This window comes from Leclercia sp. GHBNCSD, assembly GCF_055805075.1.
The window spans coordinates 342158-363716 of sequence record NZ_JBQVYO010000001.1; the positions used below are offsets into that span (position 1 = coordinate 342158).

17 protein-coding genes are annotated in these 21559 nt (G+C 57.5%); 9 read left to right on the forward strand and 8 right to left on the reverse strand.

The features are described from left to right. Nucleotides 1-110 precede the first annotated feature (110 nt). Nucleotides 111-1067 carry a VirK/YbjX family protein gene (locus ACT3IC_RS01735; protein WP_103178897.1) on the forward strand — a complete coding sequence of 319 codons (957 nt, stop codon included), beginning with the start codon at nt 111-113 and terminating at the stop codon, nt 1065-1067. Here the strand turns inward: ACT3IC_RS01735 and ACT3IC_RS01740 are convergent. Then, nucleotides 1064-2722 (reverse strand): ATP-dependent endonuclease, encoded by a 1659-nt coding sequence (locus tag ACT3IC_RS01740; protein ID WP_473475957.1) that lies wholly within the window; start codon nt 2720-2722, stop codon nt 1064-1066. The two genes, ACT3IC_RS01735 and ACT3IC_RS01740, sit on opposite strands and share 4 nt — an antisense overlap. A 371-nt stretch (nt 2723-3093) precedes the next feature. On the opposite strand from ACT3IC_RS01740, the gene aqpZ reads away from it, so the two are divergent. The 4 genes from aqpZ (at nt 3094) to hcr (ending at nt 7632) form a co-directional block, all read left to right on the forward strand. Beyond that, nucleotides 3094-3789 (forward strand): aquaporin Z, encoded by a 696-nt coding sequence (gene aqpZ / locus ACT3IC_RS01745; RefSeq protein WP_473475960.1) that lies wholly within the window; start codon nt 3094-3096, stop codon nt 3787-3789. Nucleotides 3790-3956: 167 nt separating this feature from the next. Further along, the gene (locus ACT3IC_RS01750; RefSeq protein WP_103178895.1) at nt 3957-4856 is read left to right on the forward strand and encodes a LysO family transporter; all 900 of its coding nucleotides are present in this window, start codon (nt 3957-3959) and stop codon (nt 4854-4856) included. 143 nt (nt 4857-4999) lie between these two features. Beyond that, a complete protein-coding gene (hcp, locus tag ACT3IC_RS01755; RefSeq protein ID WP_473475964.1) occupies nt 5000-6652 on the forward strand; it encodes a hydroxylamine reductase in 1653 nt (550 codons plus the stop codon). A gap of 11 nt (nt 6653-6663) precedes the next feature. Then, a complete protein-coding gene (gene hcr, locus ACT3IC_RS01760; RefSeq protein WP_159339215.1) occupies nt 6664-7632 on the forward strand; it encodes an NADH oxidoreductase in 969 nt (322 codons plus the stop codon). A 99-nt stretch (nt 7633-7731) separates the two neighbouring features. Here the strand turns inward: hcr and ACT3IC_RS01765 are convergent, their stop codons facing one another. Next, entirely contained in the window at nt 7732-8166 is a 435-nt protein-coding gene (locus ACT3IC_RS01765) for a DoxX family protein (RefSeq protein WP_156654197.1), read from the reverse strand. A 151-nt stretch (nt 8167-8317) separates the two neighbouring features. Between ACT3IC_RS01765 and poxB the strand changes: the two genes are divergently transcribed. The 4 genes from poxB to ACT3IC_RS01785 all read left to right on the forward strand — a co-directional run bounded on the left by poxB (nt 8318) and on the right by ACT3IC_RS01785 (nt 13627). Then, nucleotides 8318-10036: a ubiquinone-dependent pyruvate dehydrogenase gene (gene poxB, locus ACT3IC_RS01770; protein WP_159339216.1), complete on the forward strand. Its 1719-nt coding sequence runs from the start codon at nt 8318-8320 to the stop codon at nt 10034-10036. A 38-nt stretch (nt 10037-10074) separates the two neighbouring features. After that, the gene (gene ltaE / locus ACT3IC_RS01775) at nt 10075-11076 is read left to right on the forward strand and encodes a low-specificity L-threonine aldolase (RefSeq protein WP_159339217.1); all 1002 of its coding nucleotides are present in this window, start codon (nt 10075-10077) and stop codon (nt 11074-11076) included. Nucleotides 11077-11085: 9 nt separating this feature from the next. Further along, nucleotides 11086-12522 (forward strand): SDR family oxidoreductase, encoded by a 1437-nt coding sequence (locus ACT3IC_RS01780; RefSeq protein WP_159339218.1) that lies wholly within the window; start codon nt 11086-11088, stop codon nt 12520-12522. 91 nt (nt 12523-12613) lie between these two features. Further along, nucleotides 12614-13627, forward strand: coding sequence for an NAD-dependent epimerase/dehydratase family protein (locus tag ACT3IC_RS01785; protein WP_103178888.1), 1014 nt, complete (start codon nt 12614-12616; stop codon nt 13625-13627). A 55-nt stretch (nt 13628-13682) separates the two neighbouring features. On the opposite strand, the gene ACT3IC_RS01790 is transcribed toward ACT3IC_RS01785, so the two are convergent. The 6 genes from ACT3IC_RS01790 to gspL all read right to left on the reverse strand — a co-directional run bounded on the left by ACT3IC_RS01790 (nt 13683) and on the right by gspL (nt 21559). After that, nucleotides 13683-15524, reverse strand: a complete 1842-nt coding sequence (locus ACT3IC_RS01790) for a glycoside hydrolase family 19 protein (protein WP_159339219.1) — start codon at nt 15522-15524, stop codon at nt 13683-13685. A 135-nt stretch (nt 15525-15659) separates the two neighbouring features. Then, nucleotides 15660-16103 (reverse strand): type III secretion system invasion protein IagB, encoded by a 444-nt coding sequence (iagB, locus tag ACT3IC_RS01795; protein WP_156654193.1) that lies wholly within the window; start codon nt 16101-16103, stop codon nt 15660-15662. 96 nt (nt 16104-16199) lie between these two features. Continuing rightward, entirely contained in the window at nt 16200-18890 is a 2691-nt protein-coding gene (locus ACT3IC_RS01800; RefSeq protein ID WP_156654192.1) for a glycosyl hydrolase family 18 protein, read from the reverse strand. 247 nt (nt 18891-19137) lie between these two features. Then, nucleotides 19138-19935, reverse strand: coding sequence for a prepilin peptidase (locus ACT3IC_RS01805; RefSeq protein ID WP_103178885.1), 798 nt, complete (start codon nt 19933-19935; stop codon nt 19138-19140). After that, nucleotides 19932-20417, reverse strand: coding sequence for a type II secretion system protein GspM (gene gspM / locus ACT3IC_RS01810; protein WP_156654191.1), 486 nt, complete (start codon nt 20415-20417; stop codon nt 19932-19934). Before gspM ends, ACT3IC_RS01805 begins: the two co-directional genes overlap by 4 nt. Then, the gene (gspL, locus tag ACT3IC_RS01815; protein WP_159339220.1) at nt 20414-21559 is read right to left on the reverse strand and encodes a type II secretion system protein GspL; all 1146 of its coding nucleotides are present in this window, start codon (nt 21557-21559) and stop codon (nt 20414-20416) included. The genes gspM and gspL overlap by 4 nt, the downstream gene beginning before the upstream one ends.

Consider the following 21559-nt stretch of genomic DNA (forward strand, 5'->3'; position numbering starts at 1 on the left):
AACCGCGCCTCAACGAAACCCCTGCTTTTCGTGGCGCGTGAAAGTTGTTGAGGAGAGGTTGATAAAACCCCTGCTGAAATAAAGGCCTGGCAACAAGACCGGGATCTATTATGTCCTCCATCGCAGAGTCATCTTATTCACATCAGCAGCAACCTAAATCAGCCTGGCAGCTATTTCAGCATCTGGCCTCCGGGACATTAACCCCCGGCCTTGCCTGGCGTAATCCGGCCTATCGCCGCAAGTTTATGCTGCGCTCGCTGATGACGCCGTTCAGCACCGCACGTCTGCTGGCAAGCCTGACAAAACAGCCGCAACTGCTGCAACTGTTACAGGCCCAGCCGGGACTGCCCTGCCGCCTGCATCGCCCGTGGCTCTCGGTGGCGATGAATCGCCAGCAAACGCTCCAGGCGCTGAACTGGCACTATCAGACCCTGCAGAGCCGGCTCCCGGCCGCGCTGATGAACGGCTATCTCTCCCGGGAGGGAGTAACGTTACTGACCCTGACCGGCAAAGACGATCGCGCCTTTACCCTGCGTCTGTGCGCCGATGCTTTTCTCGATAAAGAGGGCGAAGCGACGCTGGCGTTTTGCGATGAACAGCAGACGGTGCTGGCGGAGATGACCTTTACGCTGTGTCAGGTTAACGGCACCCCGACGCTGTTTATCGGCGGGATGCAGGGGGCAAAAGCCTTTGTGCCGCACGAGGCGATCCAGAGCGCCACCAAAGCCTGTCACGGCCTGTTCCCGAAACGCCTACTGGTGGAAGCCGCCATGACGCTCGGCAGCGCCCTGGCCGTGGAGCAGATTATCGCCGTCAGCAACAGCACCCATATTTATCGCAGCTGGCGCTATCGCAAGAAAAAAGAGGGGAAACTGCTGGCCGACTACGACAGTTTCTGGCTGTCGCTGGGCGGGGAGCGCGACAGCGAGGGCAACTTCAGGCTGCCGCTCGCCATGCCGCGCAAACCGATGGAGGAGATCGCCAGCAAAAAACGCGCCGAGTACCGCCGCCGGTTTACCCTGCTGGACAGCCTGATCGATCAGGTCAACCAGGCGACCCGCCGCTAGTCCGCCCTCCCGCGTGCCAGCCACAGCACGCGGGAGAACATCTTCCGCAACAGCGTGGGCACCGCCTCCACGCCGCGACGACCAGCCTCCATCGCCACCTCAATCGCCAGATCGGGTTTCGAGGAACGGTGAATGGCCTTCATGATCACCCGCCGCATGTTCATCGGGACGTCGTGCGGGATCATCGCCACCCGGTGAAAGACATCGGCAAAGCCCTGCCGGTACATGAAGTGTTCCATGTCCATGGCGGGCAGCGCCGTCAGGTGCTCGCGCTCCTCCTCCCGATCGTTATTGATCAGCCCGCGCACGGTCGCGGCATATTTCTTACCCGCTTCGTCACCATCCACCAGCACATGCCATTCGATGCCCATCCGCCGGGCAAATTTAATCAGCGGTTTCAGGCCTGACTGGGCAAACTCGATCACTTTGATGCCCTCGGCATCAAAGTGGTGCCCACACTGACGGGCCAGCTCGTTAATCACCCAGGTTTCGGTCTCCCCTTCCACCAGCAGCCAGCAGCGGGCAAACAGCGAGGAGGCGCGGTTGAAGCGAATATGGAAGGCGATACGGCGACTGTCTTCCGCATTCATGCCCCCCGGACCCAGGCGGTAAGCCGAGACGCGCGACGACTCACGCACCAGACGGCAGACGTGCTCGACCGGGGTTAGCGACAGCAGTTCGCCGGAGTTGGTGGTGGTGATGCGCTGCAACGGCAGCAGATTCAGCAGGTGCCAGGCCACCGAGAGCATGATTGGGTGCAGGCGCGTCTCGGGATCTTCCACCAGCAGCAGCGGACGGGCATCCCGGTCCAGCCGGACGGTGCCTTTGGCCTGCAACAACGTGGAGAACAGCCCCAGCAGGATCACCCGGTGCGAGCGGCCGCCGGGACGGTCGATCATCCGGTTGATGATATCGAGATAACGCCAGCTGCGTTGCTCGTCATGGGAGCGCCGCCGCATCAGCCGGTTGCGCACCGGGGAGGTGCCCTGTTCGGAGAAGTAGTGCTCCAGCAGCTGTACCATTGCCGACAGCCCCTGGCGGATCTGGCCGTCGGTCAGGTTTTGCGGGCGGGCGACCAGTTCCCGGGCCAGATAGTCCAGCTCCCGGGCGGTGACCTCCACATCAGGCATGTCGGGGACGGTACCGTTGCGGATGCGGCGCATAAAGCGGGCATCACGCAGGCGCAGCACCGGCATCAGACGGACCAGATGGCGCGCCCGTTCGTCGATATCCTCCAGCGGCAGGACCTGGCCGTCAGTATCGAGAAAACCGCGCAGGGTCAGCACACTGTCATCAGTGGCAAGCTCACCCTCCAGACGATAAAAAATGCGCCGATAGCCATCATCACAGGGCACCCAGCAATCGGCAAGAGGACGATAGCGGCGAACGCGATGGCGCCCCGGCTCGCTTTCACGAAAGGTAAGGATAATATGCAGATGGTGTTCACGCCCCTGCAGATCCCCGGGGGGGAACCAGAAATCTTCCCGGACAAAATGGTACAGACTGGATTCCGGCGATAGCAGCAACGTCAGGGCGTCCAGCAGGCTCGATTTACCCCAGGCGTTTTCTCCGATCAGCACGTTGTTGTGCTCAAGCATCAGCGACAGACGGTTAATGCCGCGAAACCCCACGATTTCCACACGCTCTAGCAACATGTACCCTCCGGGAGAAATGAACTTTTTCCTTTAAGTTATCAGGAGTATAACGCCAGCGGGCCCGGACGGACACTCCATCGTCGGCGGAATAATGATTGCCAGAAGGGAAAATTAAGAATTTAACCAGACAGTTTCATTTGTAATAACGATTTCCGCCGCATACTCTTGCTGCCGAAAATGTAACTCTGCTTTACTCGCCATAATTTAGCAAGGAAGCGCAACACATTGCCCTACATCAAACTTACCGTATTTATTTAACTGGTGAGAGGGAATATTCATTTTTAGAATAGTGGCGTTTTAAAAATCGTCGCTTGTTTTGGCGATAAATAACAATGGCGCAGGATTGCGCTCATTTTTTCTTTGAGGTGGTTATGTTCAGAAAATTAGCAGCGGAATGTTTTGGGACATTCTGGTTGGTATTTGGTGGCTGCGGTAGCGCCGTCCTGGCAGCAGGGTTCCCGGAACTGGGAATTGGTTTTATCGGCGTTTCGCTGGCCTTTGGTTTAACGGTTTTAACGATGGCATATGCCGTGGGGCATATTTCCGGCGGTCACTTTAACCCGGCGGTAACTTTAGGATTGTGGGCCGGCGGCCGTTTTCCGGCAAAAGAGGTTGCTGGCTATATTATTGCCCAGGTCATTGGCGGAATTATTGCTGCCGCTATTTTGTATGTTATTGCCAGCGGTAAAGCGGGCTTTGATGCTGCGGCCAGCGGCTTTGCCTCAAACGGCTTTGGCGAACACTCCCCGGGCGGTTTCTCCATGCTCTCTGCCATCGTGATTGAAATTGTGCTGACTGCGGGCTTCCTGCTGGTGATCCACGGCGCAACGGACAAGCACGCCCCGGCCGGTTTCGCGCCGATTGCGATTGGCCTGGCGCTGACCCTGATCCACCTGATCAGCATTCCGGTGACCAACACCTCTGTTAACCCGGCGCGCAGCACAGCGGTAGCCATCTTCCAGGGCGGCTGGGCGCTGCAACAGCTGTGGCTGTTCTGGGTGATGCCGATTATCGGCGGTATTATTGGCGGCGTGCTGTACCGCACCCTGCTGGAAAAACGCGATTAAGCGTGCGCGCGTTGTGGCGCCGGGTGATGGCTTCGCCTTACCCGGCCTACGGGACAGCATTTCGTAGGCCGGGCAAGCGAAGCGCCGCCCGGCACTGTTTTCACCTTTACTGAACCGTCTGAATTGGGTAGTGTCACAGCGCCACTCATATACAGGACCGGTTGTTCATGTTTTCAGGACTCTTAATCATTCTGCTCCCACTGATCGTGGGCTATCTCATTCCTCTTCATCAGCTGTCAGCGTTAAAACTGATCAACCGACTTTTGAGCGGAATTGTCTACGTCATTCTCTTTTTTATGGGGATCAGCCTCGCCTTCCTCGATAATCTTGCCACCAATCTGCTCTCTATCCTGCACTACTCCATTATTACGATGGCCGTTATTTTGCTCTGTAATATCGCGGCCCTGTTCTGGCTGGAGCGCGCTATTCCGTGGAAAAACCATCACCATCAGGAAAAATTGCCTTCACGCATTGCCATGGCGCTGGAGTCATTAAAATTATGCGGCGTGGTGGTGCTCGGTTTTCTGCTGGGGCTGACAGGATTCTCTTTTTTACAACACGCCACCGAGGCCAGTGAATATACCCTGATCTTCCTGCTGTTCCTTATTGGTATTCAGCTGCGAAATAATGGCATGACCCTAAAACAGATCGTTCTCAACCGTCGCGGCATGATAGTGGCGGTGGTGGTGGTGGGCAGTTCGCTGATTGGCGGGGTGATTAACGCCTTTATTCTCGACCTGCCGCTGAATACCGCCCTGGCGATGGCCTCCGGTTTTGGCTGGTACTCGCTTTCCGGCATTCTGTTAACCGAGTCTTTCGGTCCGGTCATTGGCAGCGCCGCCTTCTTTAACGATCTGGGGCGCGAGCTGATCGCCATCATGCTGATCCCCGGTCTGGTGCGCCGCAGTCGTTCCACGGCGCTGGGGCTGTGCGGTGCCACCTCGATGGATTTCACCCTGCCGGTGCTGCAACGCTCGGGCGGGCTGGAGATGGTACCTGCCGCCATCGTTCACGGCTTTATTTTAAGCCTGCTGGTGCCCGTCATGATGGCGTTCTTCTCAGCCTGATACTTCTTTGGCGGTAGCCTGCTGCCGCCAAAATTGCGCTAAATCAATATCCCTCTACTTTGTGGCAGAAAGCGCTTCCCACCGTATCGCCACAGGCATAATCTTAAACATGTATATCAAATATAACTTTAACAGGTGTGATTATGTTTTGTGTGCAATGTGAACAAACCATCCGTACCCCAGCTGGCAACGGCTGCTCTTACGCACAGGGCATGTGCGGTAAAACCGCAGAAACCTCCGATCTGCAGGATTTACTGATCGCCTCTCTGCAGGGTTTATCCGCCTGGGCAGTTAAAGCCCGGGAATATGGCATTATCGACCACTACGTTGATCACTTCGCCCCGCGCGCGTTTTTCTCTACCCTGACTAACGTGAACTTCGACTCCCCGCGCATTGTGGGCTACGCCCGCGAAGCCATCGCCCTGCGTGAAGCCCTCAAAGCGCAGTGCCTGAATGTGGATGCCAGCGCCCAGGTCGATAACCCGATGGGTGACCTGCAACTGGTCAGCGACGACCTCGGCGATCTGCAGCGCCAGGCGGCTGAATTTACCCCGAACAAAGACAAAGCGGCGATTGGCGAGAACATTCTCGGCCTGCGTCTGCTCTGCCTGTACGGCCTGAAAGGTGCCGCGGCCTATATGGAGCACGCCCACGTTCTGGATCAGTACGACAACGACATCTACGCCCAGTACCACAAAATTATGGCGTGGCTCGGCACCTGGCCTTCCGACATGAACGCCCTGCTGGCGTGTTCCATGGAGATCGGCCAGATGAACTTCAAAGTGATGAGCATCCTGGATGCCGGTGAAACCACCAAATATGGCCACCCAACCCCGACGCAGGTCAACGTCAAAGCGACCGAAGGCAAATGCATCCTGATCTCCGGTCACGACCTGAAAGATCTCTACAACCTGCTGGAGCAGACCGATGGCACCGGCGTTAACGTCTACACCCACGGCGAGATGCTGCCCGCCCACGGCTACCCGGAACTGCGTAAATTCAAACATCTGATCGGGAACTACGGCAGCGGCTGGCAGAACCAGCAGGTGGAATTCGCCCGCTTCCCGGGCCCTATCGTGATGACCTCGAACTGCATCATCGACCCGACGGTGGGTGCCTACGATGACCGCATCTGGACCCGCAGCATCGTCGGCTGGCCGGGCGTGAGCCACCTCGAAGGCGACGATTTTGGTCCGGTGATTGCCCAGGCCCAGCAGATGGCGGGCTTCCCCTACAGCGAAATTCCGCACCTGATCACCGTCGGTTTCGGTCGCCAGACCCTGCTGGGTGCGGCAGATTCCCTGATTGATCTGGTGAGCCGCGAAAAACTGCGTCATATCTTCCTGGTGGGCGGCTGCGACGGCGCGTGCGGGGAACGTAACTACTTCACCGACTTCGCCACCAGCGTGCCGGACGACTGCCTCATCCTGACCCTGGCCTGCGGTAAGTACCGCTTCAACAAGCTGGAGTTCGGGGATATCGAAGGGCTGCCGCGCCTGATCGATGCCGGTCAGTGTAACGATGCCTACTCAGCCATCATCCTCGCGGTCACCCTGGCGGAAAAACTGGGCTGCGGCGTAAACGATCTGCCGCTGTCCCTGGTGCTCTCCTGGTTCGAGCAGAAAGCGATTGTGATCCTGCTGACCCTGCTCTCGCTGGGCGTGAAAAACATCGTCACCGGCCCGACGGCGCCTGGCTTCTTCACCCCGGATCTGCTGGCGGTTCTCAACGAGAAGTTCGGTCTGCGTTCCGTGACCACCGTTGAAGAAGATATGAAGCAACTGCTGAGCGCGTAAGGAGTAAAAGTATGACGATGCCAACCCATCAGTGCCCATGGCGGATGCAGGTGCACCACATCCATCAGGAAACGCCGGATGTCTGGACGATTTCGCTGCTGTGCCACGACTATTATCCTTACCGTGCCGGGCAGTATGCGCTGGTCAGCGTGCGTCACTCCGCAGAGACGCTGCGGGCGTACACGATCTCCTCGACGCCGGGCATCAGCGAGTACATTACGCTGACGGTTCGTCGCATTGATGAGGGGGCGGGCTCACAGTGGCTGACAGGTGAGGTGAAGCGTGGGGATTATATCTGGCTCTCTGACGCGCAGGGAGATTTTACCTGCGACGATAAGCCGGACGATAAATTCCTGCTGCTGGCCGCCGGCTGCGGCGTCACGCCGGTGATGTCGATGCGGCGCTGGCTGGCGAAGAATCGCCCGCAGGCTGACGTGGCGGTGATCTTCAGCGTGCGCTCGCCGCAGGATGTCATTTTTGCAGACGAATGGCGTCACTACCCGGTTACCCTGGTGGCGGAAAACAACGCTACAGAGGGGTTTGTCGCCGGTCGCCTGAGTCGCGAACTGCTGCAAAGCGTACCGGACATCGCCTCCCGCACGGTGATGACCTGTGGTCCGGCGCCCTATATGGCGATCGTTGAAGAAGAGGTGAAGGCCCTGGGCGTGACCCGCTTCTTTAAAGAGCAGTTCTTTACCCCGGTCGCGGAAGCCGCCACCCACGGGTTGAAGATCACCAAACTGCAGCCTGCGAAAACCTTCTTTGGCCGCGTGGGCAGCACGCTGCTGGAGGCGCTGGAGAGCAATAACGTGCCGGTGGTGGCTGCCTGCCGTGCAGGCGTGTGCGGCTGCTGTAAAACAAAAGTGGTGGACGGGAACTATACCGTTACCAGCACCATGACGCTGACGGATGCCGAAGTGGCGGAAGGCTATGTGCTGGCCTGCTCCTGCCATCCGCAGGGGGATCTGGTGCTGGCCTGAAAAAACGCCTGGTGGCGCTACGCTTGCCGGGCCTACAAAAGAGCGCGAACCGTAGGCCGGGCAAACGCAGTGCCGCCCGGCATTACCGCTGCAGAGGAATTACTTCCACGCCGGATCGCTGACCACCGCAAACCGCCCTGCCCCCAAAAATGCCACCGCCAGCGCCCCCACAAAGAAATAGACCAGACTCTCAATCGCCCATGCCCCTACCGCATCCAGCGCGAAGGTTTTCCCGGTACCTACCATCAGCCACGCCACCACCATGGTGAACGCTAATATCAGCGCCGCCGGACGGGTGAGAATGCCGAGAATAATCAGGATCGGCGCCACCACTTCCCCCATCAGCACGCCCCAGGCGATAAAGCCCGGCAGCCCTTTTGCCACCAGCATGCCTGCAATCCCCCCGACCCCGTCGATAGCCTTATGCAGGCCATGAAACAGCATCAATCCCCCCACCGCCAGCCGCAGCAACAATCTGCCGAAATCTTCGTGCGTTAGCGTTTTATTAACAGCAAGTAACAATGATTTAACCATCTGAATTGACTCCATTTTTAACTAAACTCATACCACAATATGACGAAATGTTGCACAGTGAAAGCAACTATTAATAAGGGGGATTCCGCGGGCATGCCGGTCAGTTTCATCTAAGCTTGAAAGCGTTATCACATTCAGGAGATGGACTACCATGAAACAAACCGTGGCGAACTATATTGCGAAAATGCTGGAACAGGCCGGGGTAAAACGGATCTGGGGTGTTACCGGGGATTCCCTCAACGGTCTGAGCGACAGCCTGAACCGAATGGGCACCATCGAATGGATGCCGACCCGCCATGAGGAGGTCGCCGCGTTCGCCGCCGGGGCCGAAGCTCAGCTGACCGGAGAGCTGGCGGTCTGTGCGGGCTCGTGCGGGCCTGGCAATCTGCACCTGATCAACGGTCTGTTTGATTGTCACCGTAATCATGTCCCGGTGCTGGCTATCGCCGCGCACATTCCGTCGAGCGAGATTGGCAGCGGCTATTTTCAGGAGACGCATCCGCAGGAGCTGTTCCGTGAATGCAGCCACTACTGTGAACTGGTCTCCTCCCCTGAGCAGATCCCCCAGGTGCTGGCCCTGGCGATGCGCAACGCCATTCTGAAGCGCGGCGTTTCGGTGATTGTGCTGCCAGGCGACGTGGCGCTGCAGGCGGCGCCGGAAAGTGCCAGCACCCACTGGTATCCTGCGCCCCAGCCGGTGGTGACGCCCGCCCACGCGGAGCTGAAAAAACTGGCCCAGCTGCTGCGCTACTCCAGCAACATCGCCCTGATGTGCGGCAGCGGCTGCGCCGGAGCCCACGAGGAGCTGCTGGAATTTGCCGGCACACTTAAGGCGCCGATTGTTCACGCCCTGCGCGGGAAAGAGCATGTAGAATACGATAACCCCTACGACGTGGGGATGACCGGGCTAATTGGCTTCTCCTCCGGGTTCCACACCATGATGAATGCCGACACCCTGGTGCTGCTCGGGACCCAGTTCCCCTATCGCGCGTTTTACCCCACCGACGCCAAAATTATCCAGATCGACATTAACCCCGCCAGCATCGGGGCGCACAGTAAAGTGGATATGGCGCTGGTGGGCGACATCAAGGCGACCCTGAGCGCACTCATGCCGCTGCTGGAGGAGAAGACCGATCGCACCTTCCTGGATAAAGCCCTGAGCGATTATCGCGATGCCCGCAAAGGGCTGGATGACAAGGCGAAACCCAGCGATAAAGCGCTGCACCCGCAGTATCTGGCCCAGCAGATCAGTCGTTACGCCGCCGAGGATGCCATCTTTACCTGCGACGTGGGTACCCCCACCGTCTGGGCGGCGCGTTACCTGAAAATGAACGGCAAGCGCCGCCTGCTGGGGTCGTTTAACCACGGCTCAATGGCCAACGCCATGCCGCAGGCGCTGGGGGCGAAAGCCACCGCGCCGGACCGTCAGGTGGTGGCGATGTGCGGCGACGGCGGCTTCAGTATGCTGATGGGCGACTTCCTTTCAGTGGCGCAGATGAAACTGCCGATCAAAATCATCGTCTTTAACAACAGCGTGCTGGGCTTTGTGGCGATGGAGATGAAAGCGGGCGGCTATCTGACCGACGGTACGGATCTGCACGACACCAACTTCGCCGCCATCGCCGAAGCCTGCGGTATCACCGGTATTCGCGTGGAGAAAGCCTCGGAAGTGGATGATGCCCTCAGCCGCGCCTTTGCCACCGACGGCCCGGTGCTGGTGGATGTGGTGGTGGCCAAAGAGGAGCTGGCTATTCCGCCGCAGATCAAACTGGAACAGGCGAAGGGCTTTAGTCTCTATATGCTGCGCGCCATTATCAGTGGCCGCGGTGACGAAGTTTTGGAGCTGGCAAAAACCAACTGGCTCAGGTAAAACATTTCACATCACCTTTTAAACTATAGGGATGTGAAATGATTGATTTACGTAGCGATACCGTAACCCGCCCGACGCAGGCCATGCTCAAGGAGATGCTGGCCGCACCGGTCGGGGACGACGTCTATGGCGATGACCCCACCGTTAACGAACTTCAGCGCTATGCCGCCGAACTGAGCGGCCACGAGGCTGCGCTGTTCCTGCCCACCGGCACCCAGGCGAACCTGGTGGCACTGCTCAGCCACTGCGAGCGCGGCGAAGAGTATATCGTCGGCCAGGGAGCGCATAACTATCTGTACGAAGCGGGCGGCGCGGCGGTGCTCGGCAGCATTCAGCCGCAGCCTATCGATGCCGCCCCCGACGGCACCTTGCCGCTGGACAAGGTGGCGGCTAAAATCAAAGCCGACGACATTCACTTCGCCCGCACCAGACTGCTCAGCCTCGAAAATACCCATAACGGCAAAGTGCTGCCGCGCGACTACCTGAAAGCGGCGTGGGAGTTTACCCGCGAGCGTAAACTGGGGCTGCACGTTGACGGCGCGCGCATCTTCAACGCCGTGGTGGAGTATGGCTGTGAGCTGAAAGCGATTACGCAATATTGCGACTCGTTCACCATTTGTCTCTCCAAAGGGCTGGGCACGCCGGTGGGCTCCCTGCTGGTGGGCAACGCCGACTACATCAAGCGCGCCAACCGCTGGCGCAAAATGACCGGCGGCGGCATGCGCCAGGCCGGGATCCTCGCCGCGGCAGGTCTGTACGCCCTGAAAAATAACGTAGTCCGCCTGAAGGACGATCACGACAACGCCGCGTGGATGGCTGCGCAGCTGCGCGAGATCGGCGCCGACGTGATGCGTCACGACACCAACATGCTCTTTGTCCGCGTCGGAGAGGAACACGCCGCAGCATTAGGCGAGTTTATGAAGGCGCGCGGCGTGCTGATTAACGCCTCGCCGGTGGTGCGTCTGGTGATGCATCTCGACGTTAACCGCGAGCAGCTGACAGACGTGGTTGCCCACTGGCAGGCATTTTTGCAGCGCTAAGGAGTCCACGTGCCGCAACGTATTCTGGTGCTGGGTGCCAGCGGGTATATCGGTCAACATCTGGTGGCCGCCCTGAGCGCACACGGGCACCAGGTCCGGGCTGCGGCACGCAGCATTGAACGTCTGCAAAAGCAGGCCCTGCCCCACGTCACCTGCCATGCTATCGACCTCAACTGGCCGCAGACGCTGGCGGCGCTGCTGGAGGGGGTGGATACCCTTTACTATCTGGTACACAGCATGGGCGAAGGGGGGGACTTTATCGCCCACGAGCGGCAGGTGGCGATGAACGTGCGCGACGTGCTGCTGGAACACCCGGTTAAGCAGATTATCTTTCTCAGTTCGTTACAGGCACCGGCGCATGAGCAGTCCGACCATCTGCGCGCCCGGCAACTTACCGCCGATATCCTGCGCAGCGCCGGGATCCCGCTTACCGAACTGCGGGCCGGGATCATCGTTGGCGCCGGTTCTGCCGCCTTCGAAGTGATGCGCGATATGGTCTATAACCTGCCGGTGCTGACCCCGCCGCGCTGGGTCCGCTCCCGCACCACGCCGATTGCGCTGGAGAACCTGCTGCACTATATGGTGGAGCTTCTCAACCACCCGGCCACGCAGCACCGGGTGCTGGAGGCCGCCGGACCCGAGGTGTTGAGCTATCAGCAGCAGTTTGAACATTTTATGCGGGTAAGTGGCCGTCGTCGCCCGCTGATCCCCATTCCTTTCCCGACCCGCTGGATCTCAGTGTGGTTTTTAAATGTGATTACCTCCGTGCCGCCGACCATTGCCAAAGCGTTAATCCAGGGGCTGAAACACGATCTGCTGGCTGACGATCGCGCGCTGCGCAACCTGATCCCGCAAACGCTGATCCCCTTCGATGACGCGGTTCGTAACACGCTGAAAGAAGAGGAGAAGCTGGTGAACTCCAGCGACTGGGGCTACGACGCCCAGGCGTTCGCCCGCTGGCGTCCGGAATATGGTTACTACCCGAAACAGGCCGGATGCACGGTGAAAACCACCGCCAGCCTCAGCGCCCTGTGGGAAGTGGTGAACCAGATCGGCGGTAAAGAGCGCTACTTCTTTGGCAACGCGCTGTGGCAAACCCGGGCGATGATGGATCGGCTCGTCGGGCATAAGCTGGCGAAAGGCCGTCCGGCCGCGCCATATTTGCAAACCGGCGATACCGTTGACAGCTGGAAGGTAATTATCGTTGAACCTGAAAAGCAGCTGGCGCTGCTGTTTGGCATGAAAGCCCCCGGCCTCGGGCGGTTGTGCTTTACGCTCAAGGACAAAGGCGACCACCGGGAGCTGGACGTGCGCGCCTGGTGGCATCCGCACGGCATGCCAGGTCTGTTCTACTGGCTGCTGATGATCCCGGCGCACCTGTTTATCTTCCGGGGAATGGCCCGGCGTATTGTTTTTCTGGCAGAACAAAACAGAGAAAAAGAGTAATTAAAACTCTGAATCTTTCACGTTTCCCATTGCATACAGTCGTAATTCACGGAAGAATGCGCACGAAATTCTTTCAATACAGTGGATCGATATGAAGGTACTGGTTACCGGCGCCACCAGCGGCTTAGGCCGCAATGCGGTGGAGTTTTTGCGCAATAAAGGCGTCAGCGTCCGGGCCACCGGTCGTAATGAAGCGATGGGTAAATTGCTGCAAAAAATGGGCGCAGAGTTTGTCCATGCCGACCTGACGGAACTGGTCTCTTCCCAGGCAAAAGTGATGCTGGCCGGAATCGATACGCTGTGGCACTGCTCCAGCTTTACCTCACCCTGGGGAACCCAGGAAGCGTTCGACCTGGCAAACGTGCGCGCCACCCGCCGTCTGGGTGAGTGGGCTGTGGCCTGGGGCGTGCGCAACTTCGTGCATATCTCCTCGCCGTCGCTCTATTTCGACTATCACCACCATCGCGATATCCAGGAAGATTTCCGTCCGGCGCGCTTCGCCTGCGAATTTGCCCGCAGTAAAGCCGCCAGCGAAGAGGTAATCGATCTGCTGGCGCAGTCTAACCCGCATACCCGTTTTACCATTTTGCGTCCGCAGAGCCTGTTTGGCCCGCACGACAAAGTGTTTATTCCGCGCCTGGCGCAGATGATGCACCACTACGGCAGCGTGTTGTTGCCGCGCGGCGGGGATGCGCTGGTGGACATGACCTATTACGACAATGCCATTCATGCCATGTGGCTGGCCAGCCAGCGTGAGTGCGACGGGCTGCCATCCGGCCGGGCATACAACATCACCAACGGCGAGCCACGCTCGCTGCGCAGCATTGTGCAAAAGCTGATCGACGAGCTGAACATTCACTGCCGGATCCGCTCCGTGCCCTACCCGATGCTGGATATTATTGCCCGCAGCATGGAGCGGCTGGGCAATAAGGCTGCCAAAGAGCCGATGCTGACGCACTACGGGGTGTCGAAACTGAACTTTGATTTTACCCTCGATACGCAACGCGCTGAGAGTGAGCTGGGCTATAAGCCGCTGGTGACGCTGGATGAGGGGATTGTGCGCACCGCGGCCTGGCTGCGGGATCACGGGAAGTTACATCGCTAACAGCCCGGCGCGCGGCAGAGAAAAAAACGGCAACCCTGAGGTTGCCGTTTTGCTATTAAAGTGCGGTCCAGGCGTCTGCCCATGCCAGGCCTACGCCTGGTTCATAGTAAGCCGGGGTGCTGTTACACCAGCCGCTGTACGGGAACGGCTTGCACTGGAAGAGTTTACCGTGGTTGTTCACGATATCCCCTGCGTTGTACTTGTTGTTGGCGCTCCACGCCGCGTAAGTGTCTGAGCCTTCGTCACCTGACGGGGTCTGCGCTTTCGCTTTCACGTTCAGCAGGTAAGTCGTGGTGTCGCTCAGCTCGCCATCGCTGACGGTCAGGCTCACTTCAATCTGCTGAGCCGTTGCTGCTTCAGGCGCAGTAAAGGTCACTACCGCTTTGTCTTCACCGGAGACGGTCTGGCCGTCCTGGGAACGCCAGGTATAGGTCAGTTTGTTGCCATCTTCGTCAGTGGAGCCTTCCGCGCTCAGGGAGACCTGGGCACCCGCGTCAACCGCCCCAACCGGGCCGGAAATGACCGCAACCGGCGCATGGTTAGTCACAGCTGGCGTCTCATCTGCTGGCGTATTGTCTGCCGGGGTGTTATCAGCCGGAGTATTATCCGCTGGCGTATTGTCTGCCGGGGTATTGTCCGCTGGCGTATTATCGCTCGGGTTAACCGCAGAGCCATCGTCATTGACGATATTCACGTTAAAGAACTTCTGCACGCACTTGGTGTAATCGCCCTCTTTAAAGGCGCTGAATGGCGTCTGATAACCCACCAGCTGACAGGCGTAGGTTTTGCCGTCCGGCGTATCTGCGCTCCATCCCCAGTCCTGTTCCCAGTAAATTTTCAGGGCACCGGCGCCGCCTTCATCAAACTGCTTCATGTTGGCACAGCCCAGGACTTCATTTTCCGGAACCGGCACTTTCAGGTAGTTGGCGAACTCTTTGTAGTATTTGATCCGGTTTTCGGACTGGGCAATTTCCGTCGGGCCGCCACATTCCACGCCGCCGTTAATGATCTGGGTGGTCACGCCGAAGCCCGGTACCAGGCCGTTAGCTTTGTCGTGATCGTTTGGCTGCCAGGTGCCGTCGATGACCTGCAGCATGCTCGGCTTCGGCGGTTGCGGGTAGGCGAAGAAGAAGATGGCGCTCGCCAGGTTCAGCCAGGTGTCGGCAACCAGCTCCGGTTTGTCCAGCAGCGTGCGGACGTCGCCAAACATCGCTTCCGAGAACGGACCGTAGTTATAGTTGTAGGAGAGCTGCTTGGCGCCGCGGCCAAAGTAGCTCAGGAAATCGCCGTCTTTGTCTTTGCCGCACGGCCAGGTCTGTCCCTGCCAGACATCCGGGTTGCATTCGCCGTTATAGCCGCCCTTCTGGCCTTCGCTCCAGCCCATTTCGCGAACGTATACCAGCGCCTGACGCCATTCGGCTTCCGGACGCCAGGATTCATGCCCGCCGGTCTCCTGCGCGAAGTGTGCAAACATGGTCGCCAGCTCTTTACGGCAAATCGCCAGGCTGTCGCGGCCATCGGTGTAGGTATCGCACAGCGCCGGGAATTTACCCACCGCTTTCAGTAAGTTGCTGTAGCTGTACTCTTTGGCGCGCAGCGGGAACAGATACTCCCAGTCGCTCTCCTTCAGAATGCTTTCAACACGCTTCACGTTATCTGGATTGGTCGCCTTACCCGGCTCAATCTGCTCCACCAGGGCGTTATCCAGGGTGCGGATTGTCGCCTTGACCGACTTCATCAGCGGAAAATCCGTTAACGCCTGCTCTTTTTTTGCCAGATCGCTGGCTTTTATCGTGTAGGGTTCACTGCTTTCCGCCTTGAGCATGTTTGCCTGTGCCATTACTGGCGCAACACACGCCCCCGCGACCAGAATGCTCAGCAATGTCCTTTTATTCATCTACGTTGTTCCTTTTAAAAACGATAATAAGCAATACGAACTCGATTTATGTATTAACCCTTTAATAAATAAATCCGGGACAGCAACCTTTTCTTTCTGAAGAACACTCGTAAGATATTCTTCAAAAAAAACTGACTATCGGTACTGCGACATCCGTTTTATTCTTTGATATTTCGCCCAGACTTTTCTGGCGTAAATCCTGCGCTGGGGATAATTCTCCGGTTTCAGTCCCGCGTTATAGGCGCCGACCGCCTCCCAGTTATAGCCGTAAACGTTAATCATGCCGGAGAGAATAGAAGCGCCAACCATAATAGAGGTGCAGGGCTCCGTTATTAACCGGTATTCATCAATGCCCTTTTTTTCCAGTTCAGCAAAATGCGTACTATTTATTTGCATCAGACCGACATCCCGGGAGCCGTCGTGGTTATAACCGACCGCGTTCGGATTGAGGCCGGACTCCACGTCCGCAATGGCAAATAATAACCAGGGATCGACATGGTAATATTTCCCGGCAGAATTCCAGCAGTTGGCTAATACCCCCTGACTGATTAACAACAACAGAAAAATAACGCGTTTCATCTCTTCACCTGGCCGACGCTGATGGACTGACCGCGCGGTGAAGCGCGGTCATTGATGGCGGGCAAAGATCGCGCCCGCCATCTCAGAGAAGGACGATTATTTGCAGTCTGCTGCTGCGCCTTCTTTCACCCATACATCGCTGTTGGCTGGGTTATCACCACGGGTCCACCACTTCGCACGGTAAACGAAACCTTCATAAGTGGTCGTGTCGCCGCCGTTATAAACCATTTCGGGTTGCCAGCTGAACTTCACTTTGCTGACCAGTTCCCATGCTCCCTCGCCAAAGCCAGGCTGGTTGCCCTGAGTCCAGTACTTCGCTTTCCAGACCAGATGGTCGAAGCTAACGGTATCGCCAGTGTTGTAGACCTTGCTGCTGCTCCACGCAGCATATTTGCTGGCGTTGGCATCGACAGGCTTATCACAGCTACCGGTTGCTCCTTCGTCGGACGGAGGAGTATCTTCATCAGCTGGTGGCGTGACGTCATCCGCAGGCGGCGTGACATCATCGGCTGGCTCAGACGCTTTTGGCGTGACGTTAACCTGCACGGTTGAGTGCACGCTCTCTTTGCCATCGCCGACCACTACGCTCAGGGAGTAGCTGGACTCGGAGGTCACCTCCGGCGCAGTGATGCGCACGCTTGAGGTATTGATACCGGTAGCATTCATCTCTGCCGGTACGCTCCAGCTATAGGTCAGCGCATCGCCATCTGGATCGGATGCCTGGACATGCAGGGACTGCGTCTGACCCGCTTCCAGGGTGACGGCCTGCATTGGGTTAACCACCGGAGCCTGGTTCGCTTTAGGCGCTTTGTTGACGACCTGGACGTTCACGGTGCTGGAGAGCCCTTTCGCATCGGTCACGGTCAGACGGAAGGCCAGGGTATGGTCGCTGGTCACAGCCGGAACGCTAAAGGTGGCTTTCGCGGAGGTGCTGTTCGCGATATTCACCGCGGTTCCGGAAATCTGCGTCCACTTGTAGGTCAGCGCATCGCCATCCTGGTCGGAAGAAGCAGAACCATCCAGCGTGACGGTCACCGGACCGGTCACGGTCTGGTCAGCAGCGGTCGCCACAGGCGCGTGGTTGGTGTTCGCTGGCTCGTCAGAAGAGGAACCGTTGCCCAACAGGCTTTCGTTCATGGCGTTCAGGATATCGCCGTTATCGGATTCAATAGACCATGCGAACAGACCGCCGAGGTTTTTGTCCAGTACGTACTTGCCTTTCGCCGCAACCGAACGGGCGTCGTCATAGCTCACCAGCTCGCCGGTGGCTTTGTTGAACAGGTAAGGCGCTTCTGCCGCGCTGTCATATTTGTACTCCCAGCCTGGCTTGCCTTTCATCTGATTGGCAATCACGCGGTAGTCAATGATACCCGCTTCCCAGGTACCCGGAATTGCGCCAGTCGCGGTGCCGGTGAATGGATTGTCGCCGGTGTAGCCGTGTACGCCGGTCCAGCCGCGACCGTACATCGCCGCACCCACTACGATTTTGCCCGGCTGTACTTTCTGGTCCAGCATCGCTTTCACGGCGTTATCGGTGGTGTAGTTGGTATCTGGTTTCCAGGAAGCACCGTACAGCGCCGCCTGGTGACCCAGTTCGGTGTTACTCCATGCGCCGTAGTAGTCGTAGCTCATCAGGAAGATGTGGTCGATGTACTGCTGTGCAGTGGTGTAATCGACATCTTCAATCTTATCTCTACCGGCGCCGATAGCGGTGGTCAGCTCGTAAGTACGGCCAGTCTCAGCAGACAGCTCGTTCAGCATGGCGCGCAGATCGTGCATCAGTGCGGTATAGGTGGCTTTGTCGGTCTGCGGGTTGCCCAGTTTGGCATTCTCGCCGCCGCCGCCCGGGAATTCCCAGTCGATATCCACGCCATCAAACACTTTCCAGGTTTTCAGGAACTCTTTAACTGAGCCGACGAAACGGTCGCGCAGCACTTTGTTGTCCATCTGGAAGAAGGGATCGGACAGGGTCCAGCCGCCCACAGAAGGCAGGATCTTCAGGTTTGGATTGGCTTTTTTCATCGCCATCAGCTGGCCGTAGTTACCTTTGTACGGTTCGTCCCAGCCGGTCACACCTTGCTGTGGTTTTTGCAGCGCAGCCCACGGGTCATGAATGGCGACGGTGTAGTCCTGACGGCCAGCACAGGCGCGTTTCAGGGATTCCAGCGCGCCGGAAGATTTAGCGCTGTCGTTGATGCCATCGCCACCGCAAATTGGAATGAAGCCGTAAAGAATGTGGTTCAGGTTGGCAACCGGGATTTTATCCACGGTGAAGTTACGGTCGTATACGCCCCACTCAGGGAAATAGGCCGCAACCACTTTATCGGTATGTTTGGCGAACGCTTTGTTGTTCTCATGAAGCGTGGTGTTTAATGGCAGCAGGTGGCTACCGTCGGTATCCGCCACAATGATCAGTTTGCTGGCGCTGGTGCTACAGCCGCTGTCATTACATACCTGAACCTGCTCCTGGTAACGGCCCCCTTTTTTCACCTTAAAGGTGGCGGAGCCTGTCGCGCCGCTCGCGCCAGACCAGACTTCCTTACCATCCAGCAGCACTTTTGCCGAGGTTGGAGCATCACCACTCCAGACATTCCACTCAACTTTAACGTCTGCGCCATCGTGAACTTTTACCAGAGAGTTATAGTCCTGCGCGGCCTGGTCAACTTCAACAATAGCAAACTTGTCGTTGCCGCTGGTCAATGATGGCACACCTGGAACGGCTGCAAATACAGGGCTGGTTGCCGCTGCAACAAAAAGCGCCAGGTATTTAGGCTTAAAGAAATTCATTTTCATATCCTAATAACTCTACGTGAACTTTAAAAAACATGTCTTCCTTAAACATGAAATAAAACCAACATGGATTTAAAAAAAATTAAATACATAATGAATTAAAATGTTTTTAATATTTTCAGTTAATCTTAATTATAAAATTAACGTCACATGCGGTTTATAACGAAGATAGTATTAGCAAAAAAATGATTACTCACCTCTTTCCCTTGTCGAAAAAATCTCAAAATATAATTGACAGATTTAATTAGGGGATGAGTGAATAATTTTGCAAAATAAAGGTAATAACGCCTCCGGCCGCCAGTGCCGGGCCAAAAGGAATGTGCGCGGCTTTTTGATCCGCTTTAATAAAGAGGAGATGTCCGGCAATGCCGGTTAACGACGCCAGTAACAGTACATCAGGCAGCGCCTGCCAGCCGCACCAGGCGCCCAGCGCGGCCAGCAGCTTGAAATCACCGTAACCCAGACCTTCGCGACCGGTTATCAGGCGAAACGTCCAGTAGACAAGCCAGAGAGAGAGGTAGCCCGCCACGGCGCCGATAATGGCATCGCGCAGGGGCAGCGTCGGGCTGATAAGGTGGACCAGCAGCCCGGCCCACAGCAGCGGTTGTGTCAGGCAGTCCGGCAGCAGCAGATGCCGCCCATCGATGAGGGCGAGCGGCAGCAAAAAGGCGCTCAACAGCCAGAGGGAAAAGAGCCCGGCAAGGTCTGGCATAGACCAGGCGGTGGTGCCAAAAAAGAGGAAGGTAAAGGCTTCAAGTAACCATAAACGCAATGGGATAGCGCTGCCGCAGTAGTGGCAGCGCCCGCGTAGCGCCAACCAGCTTACCAGTGGGATATTTTGCCACCAGGCCAAATCATGCTGGCATGCCGGGCAGTGCGAGCCCGGAACGAGTAAGTTAATCCCGGCCTCATCTTCAAGCAGCATCGGCGGGATCCGCTCTGCTACCACGCCGAGAAAGCTGCCGATAATTGCGCCAAAAACGGCGCTCATCAGGCTGAACAGGCCCGGGCTGCTCTCTCTGAACAGGACGAAAGCCGTCATGCCGTTTTTTTCCAGCTAAGCTGGATCTCTGCCCTGACGTCACGCTGGTGGTCGACAGGAGTCAGCTTTATTTTCTCCAGTTTGATCCCTGAGGTGGCGTTAATTTCGCGCAACCAGTTCTTCAGCTCATTGATCTCCATCCGGGGCACAATAAACGATAACGTCTGCCCCTCCTGACGCACATCATTTAGCGGCAGCTTTATTTGCTTTGCGCTGTTTTCCACCACGCTACGCGGATTGTCGGTTGTTAATTGCTGCACCTGGAGATGGTTTTTATCGATTTCGCTACGCATCCAGTTAAGGGTATCTCTCTGGCGCTTCAGCGTTGACTGGCTATTTTTAATCATATTATCCAGCGGAACCATGCCGCCGTAATAGACGACGGCGCAGCCCAGCGCCGCGGCGCAGAATTTCATCAGCACCTTTTCACGGGCAGAGTAATTCTGATACCGCGCTTTAAGCTGTGCGACACGCTCTTTCATTTGTGTTTCCCCGTGATCATGGCGGTAAAGGGCGCGACCGTTGAAACCGGCTGCAGCGAAAAGTTGAAATCCGCACTGCTCTGCTGAATGAACGCCTGCAGCGATGCGCTGTTCTGGCTGCTGGCGCTGAGCGTCCAGCGGTTTTGCGAACCGTCATAATCCAGCAGGTTAATTTCTATACCCGGAACCGCCTGCTTCGCTTTGTTCAGATCCGCCATTTGCAGAAAGACGCCTTTGTTAACCTTCTTCAGGTTCTGACCAAAGTGATACTTAATATTGCTTTGCTGGCGAAGGCTGGGGAAATGATACTGATAGACCGTGGCGATCTCCTGTTGCAGCTGGTTTTCCTGGTGCACCAGCAGCAGGGCCATTGCCAGTCTCGGCCCCAGCAGCAATCCGACGCTGAGCAGCGCCAGGGCAACCATTGCCCCTTTCATGCCTTTGGAGGCACCGCCCTGGGCGCCGCGGGGATGAAACTCGCCGTGCAGCACATTGGCCCGGCAGTTCTGCCACTGCGGCTGGATCAGCACTAACGGGTGCTGCCAGGGTAAGGATTCATCCACCGCAATTCCGGCAGGCGCCTCGCCATAGCAGCGCACCATCCCCGGCTGAGATTTCGCCATCAGCAGCGGCAGCAGCGAGGCGTCGGCTTCACAGGCGCTGGCCGGTGAAAAGCGCAGCCAGTAGCTCTCATCCAGCGCAACCAGCGTGCTTCCTCCTTCCACGACCGGCAGCAGCCAGGCGTCAGGCAGGGCCTGAACGACCTTCAGCCCGGCCTGCTCAAAGCGGGTGAGCCAGTTGCGCAAGCGCCGACCCTCAATGGCGACAGCATCCACTTCCTCTCCTTTTTTGCTCAATACCGTCCAGTGCAGGTCGTCGACGTCACCGATCAGCGTCTCCTCGGCCATCCACGAGAATGGCGTCGCCTGGGCGCTGAGCCCTTTCTTTGGCAGGGAGAAGTGGCGGAAGATCGTCTCACCGGCGGGTAACAGCAGACAGATGCGCGACGCCAGCGGATGGTCCGCAAGCGTCGACAGGGCCGCCATGCCGTGGAGCGTATTGACCTGCTGGCTCCCGGATTCGCACCATGCAATGGTCCCGTCCTCGCGGCTGTCGGGACGTACAAAAAGTATCTTTTTCAT

Bases quoted from the DNA above. Each gene is read 5' to 3' on its own strand.
- ACT3IC_RS01735 (WP_103178897.1), top strand. From the start codon at position 111: ATGTCCTCCATCGCAGAGTCATCTTATTCACATCAGCAGCAACCTAAA.
- ACT3IC_RS01740 (WP_473475957.1), bottom strand. From the start codon at position 2,722: ATGTTGCTAGAGCGTGTGGAAATCGTGGGGTTTCGCGGCATTAACCGT.
- aqpZ (WP_473475960.1), top strand. From the start codon at position 3,094: ATGTTCAGAAAATTAGCAGCGGAATGTTTTGGGACATTCTGGTTGGTA.
- ACT3IC_RS01750 (WP_103178895.1), top strand. From the start codon at position 3,957: ATGTTTTCAGGACTCTTAATCATTCTGCTCCCACTGATCGTGGGCTAT.
- hcp (WP_473475964.1), top strand. From the start codon at position 5,000: ATGTTTTGTGTGCAATGTGAACAAACCATCCGTACCCCAGCTGGCAAC.
- hcr (WP_159339215.1), top strand. From the start codon at position 6,664: ATGACGATGCCAACCCATCAGTGCCCATGGCGGATGCAGGTGCACCAC.
- ACT3IC_RS01765 (WP_156654197.1), bottom strand. From the start codon at position 8,166: ATGGTTAAATCATTGTTACTTGCTGTTAATAAAACGCTAACGCACGAA.
- poxB (WP_159339216.1), top strand. From the start codon at position 8,318: ATGAAACAAACCGTGGCGAACTATATTGCGAAAATGCTGGAACAGGCC.
- ltaE (WP_159339217.1), top strand. From the start codon at position 10,075: ATGATTGATTTACGTAGCGATACCGTAACCCGCCCGACGCAGGCCATG.
- ACT3IC_RS01785 (WP_103178888.1), top strand. From the start codon at position 12,614: ATGAAGGTACTGGTTACCGGCGCCACCAGCGGCTTAGGCCGCAATGCG.
- ACT3IC_RS01790 (WP_159339219.1), bottom strand. From the start codon at position 15,524: ATGAATAAAAGGACATTGCTGAGCATTCTGGTCGCGGGGGCGTGTGTT.
- iagB (WP_156654193.1), bottom strand. From the start codon at position 16,103: ATGAAACGCGTTATTTTTCTGTTGTTGTTAATCAGTCAGGGGGTATTA.
- ACT3IC_RS01800 (WP_156654192.1), bottom strand. From the start codon at position 18,890: ATGAATTTCTTTAAGCCTAAATACCTGGCGCTTTTTGTTGCAGCGGCA.
- ACT3IC_RS01805 (WP_103178885.1), bottom strand. From the start codon at position 19,935: ATGACGGCTTTCGTCCTGTTCAGAGAGAGCAGCCCGGGCCTGTTCAGC.
- gspM (WP_156654191.1), bottom strand. From the start codon at position 20,417: ATGAAAGAGCGTGTCGCACAGCTTAAAGCGCGGTATCAGAATTACTCT.
- gspL (WP_159339220.1), bottom strand. From the start codon at position 21,559: ATGAAAAAGATACTTTTTGTACGTCCCGACAGCCGCGAGGACGGGACC.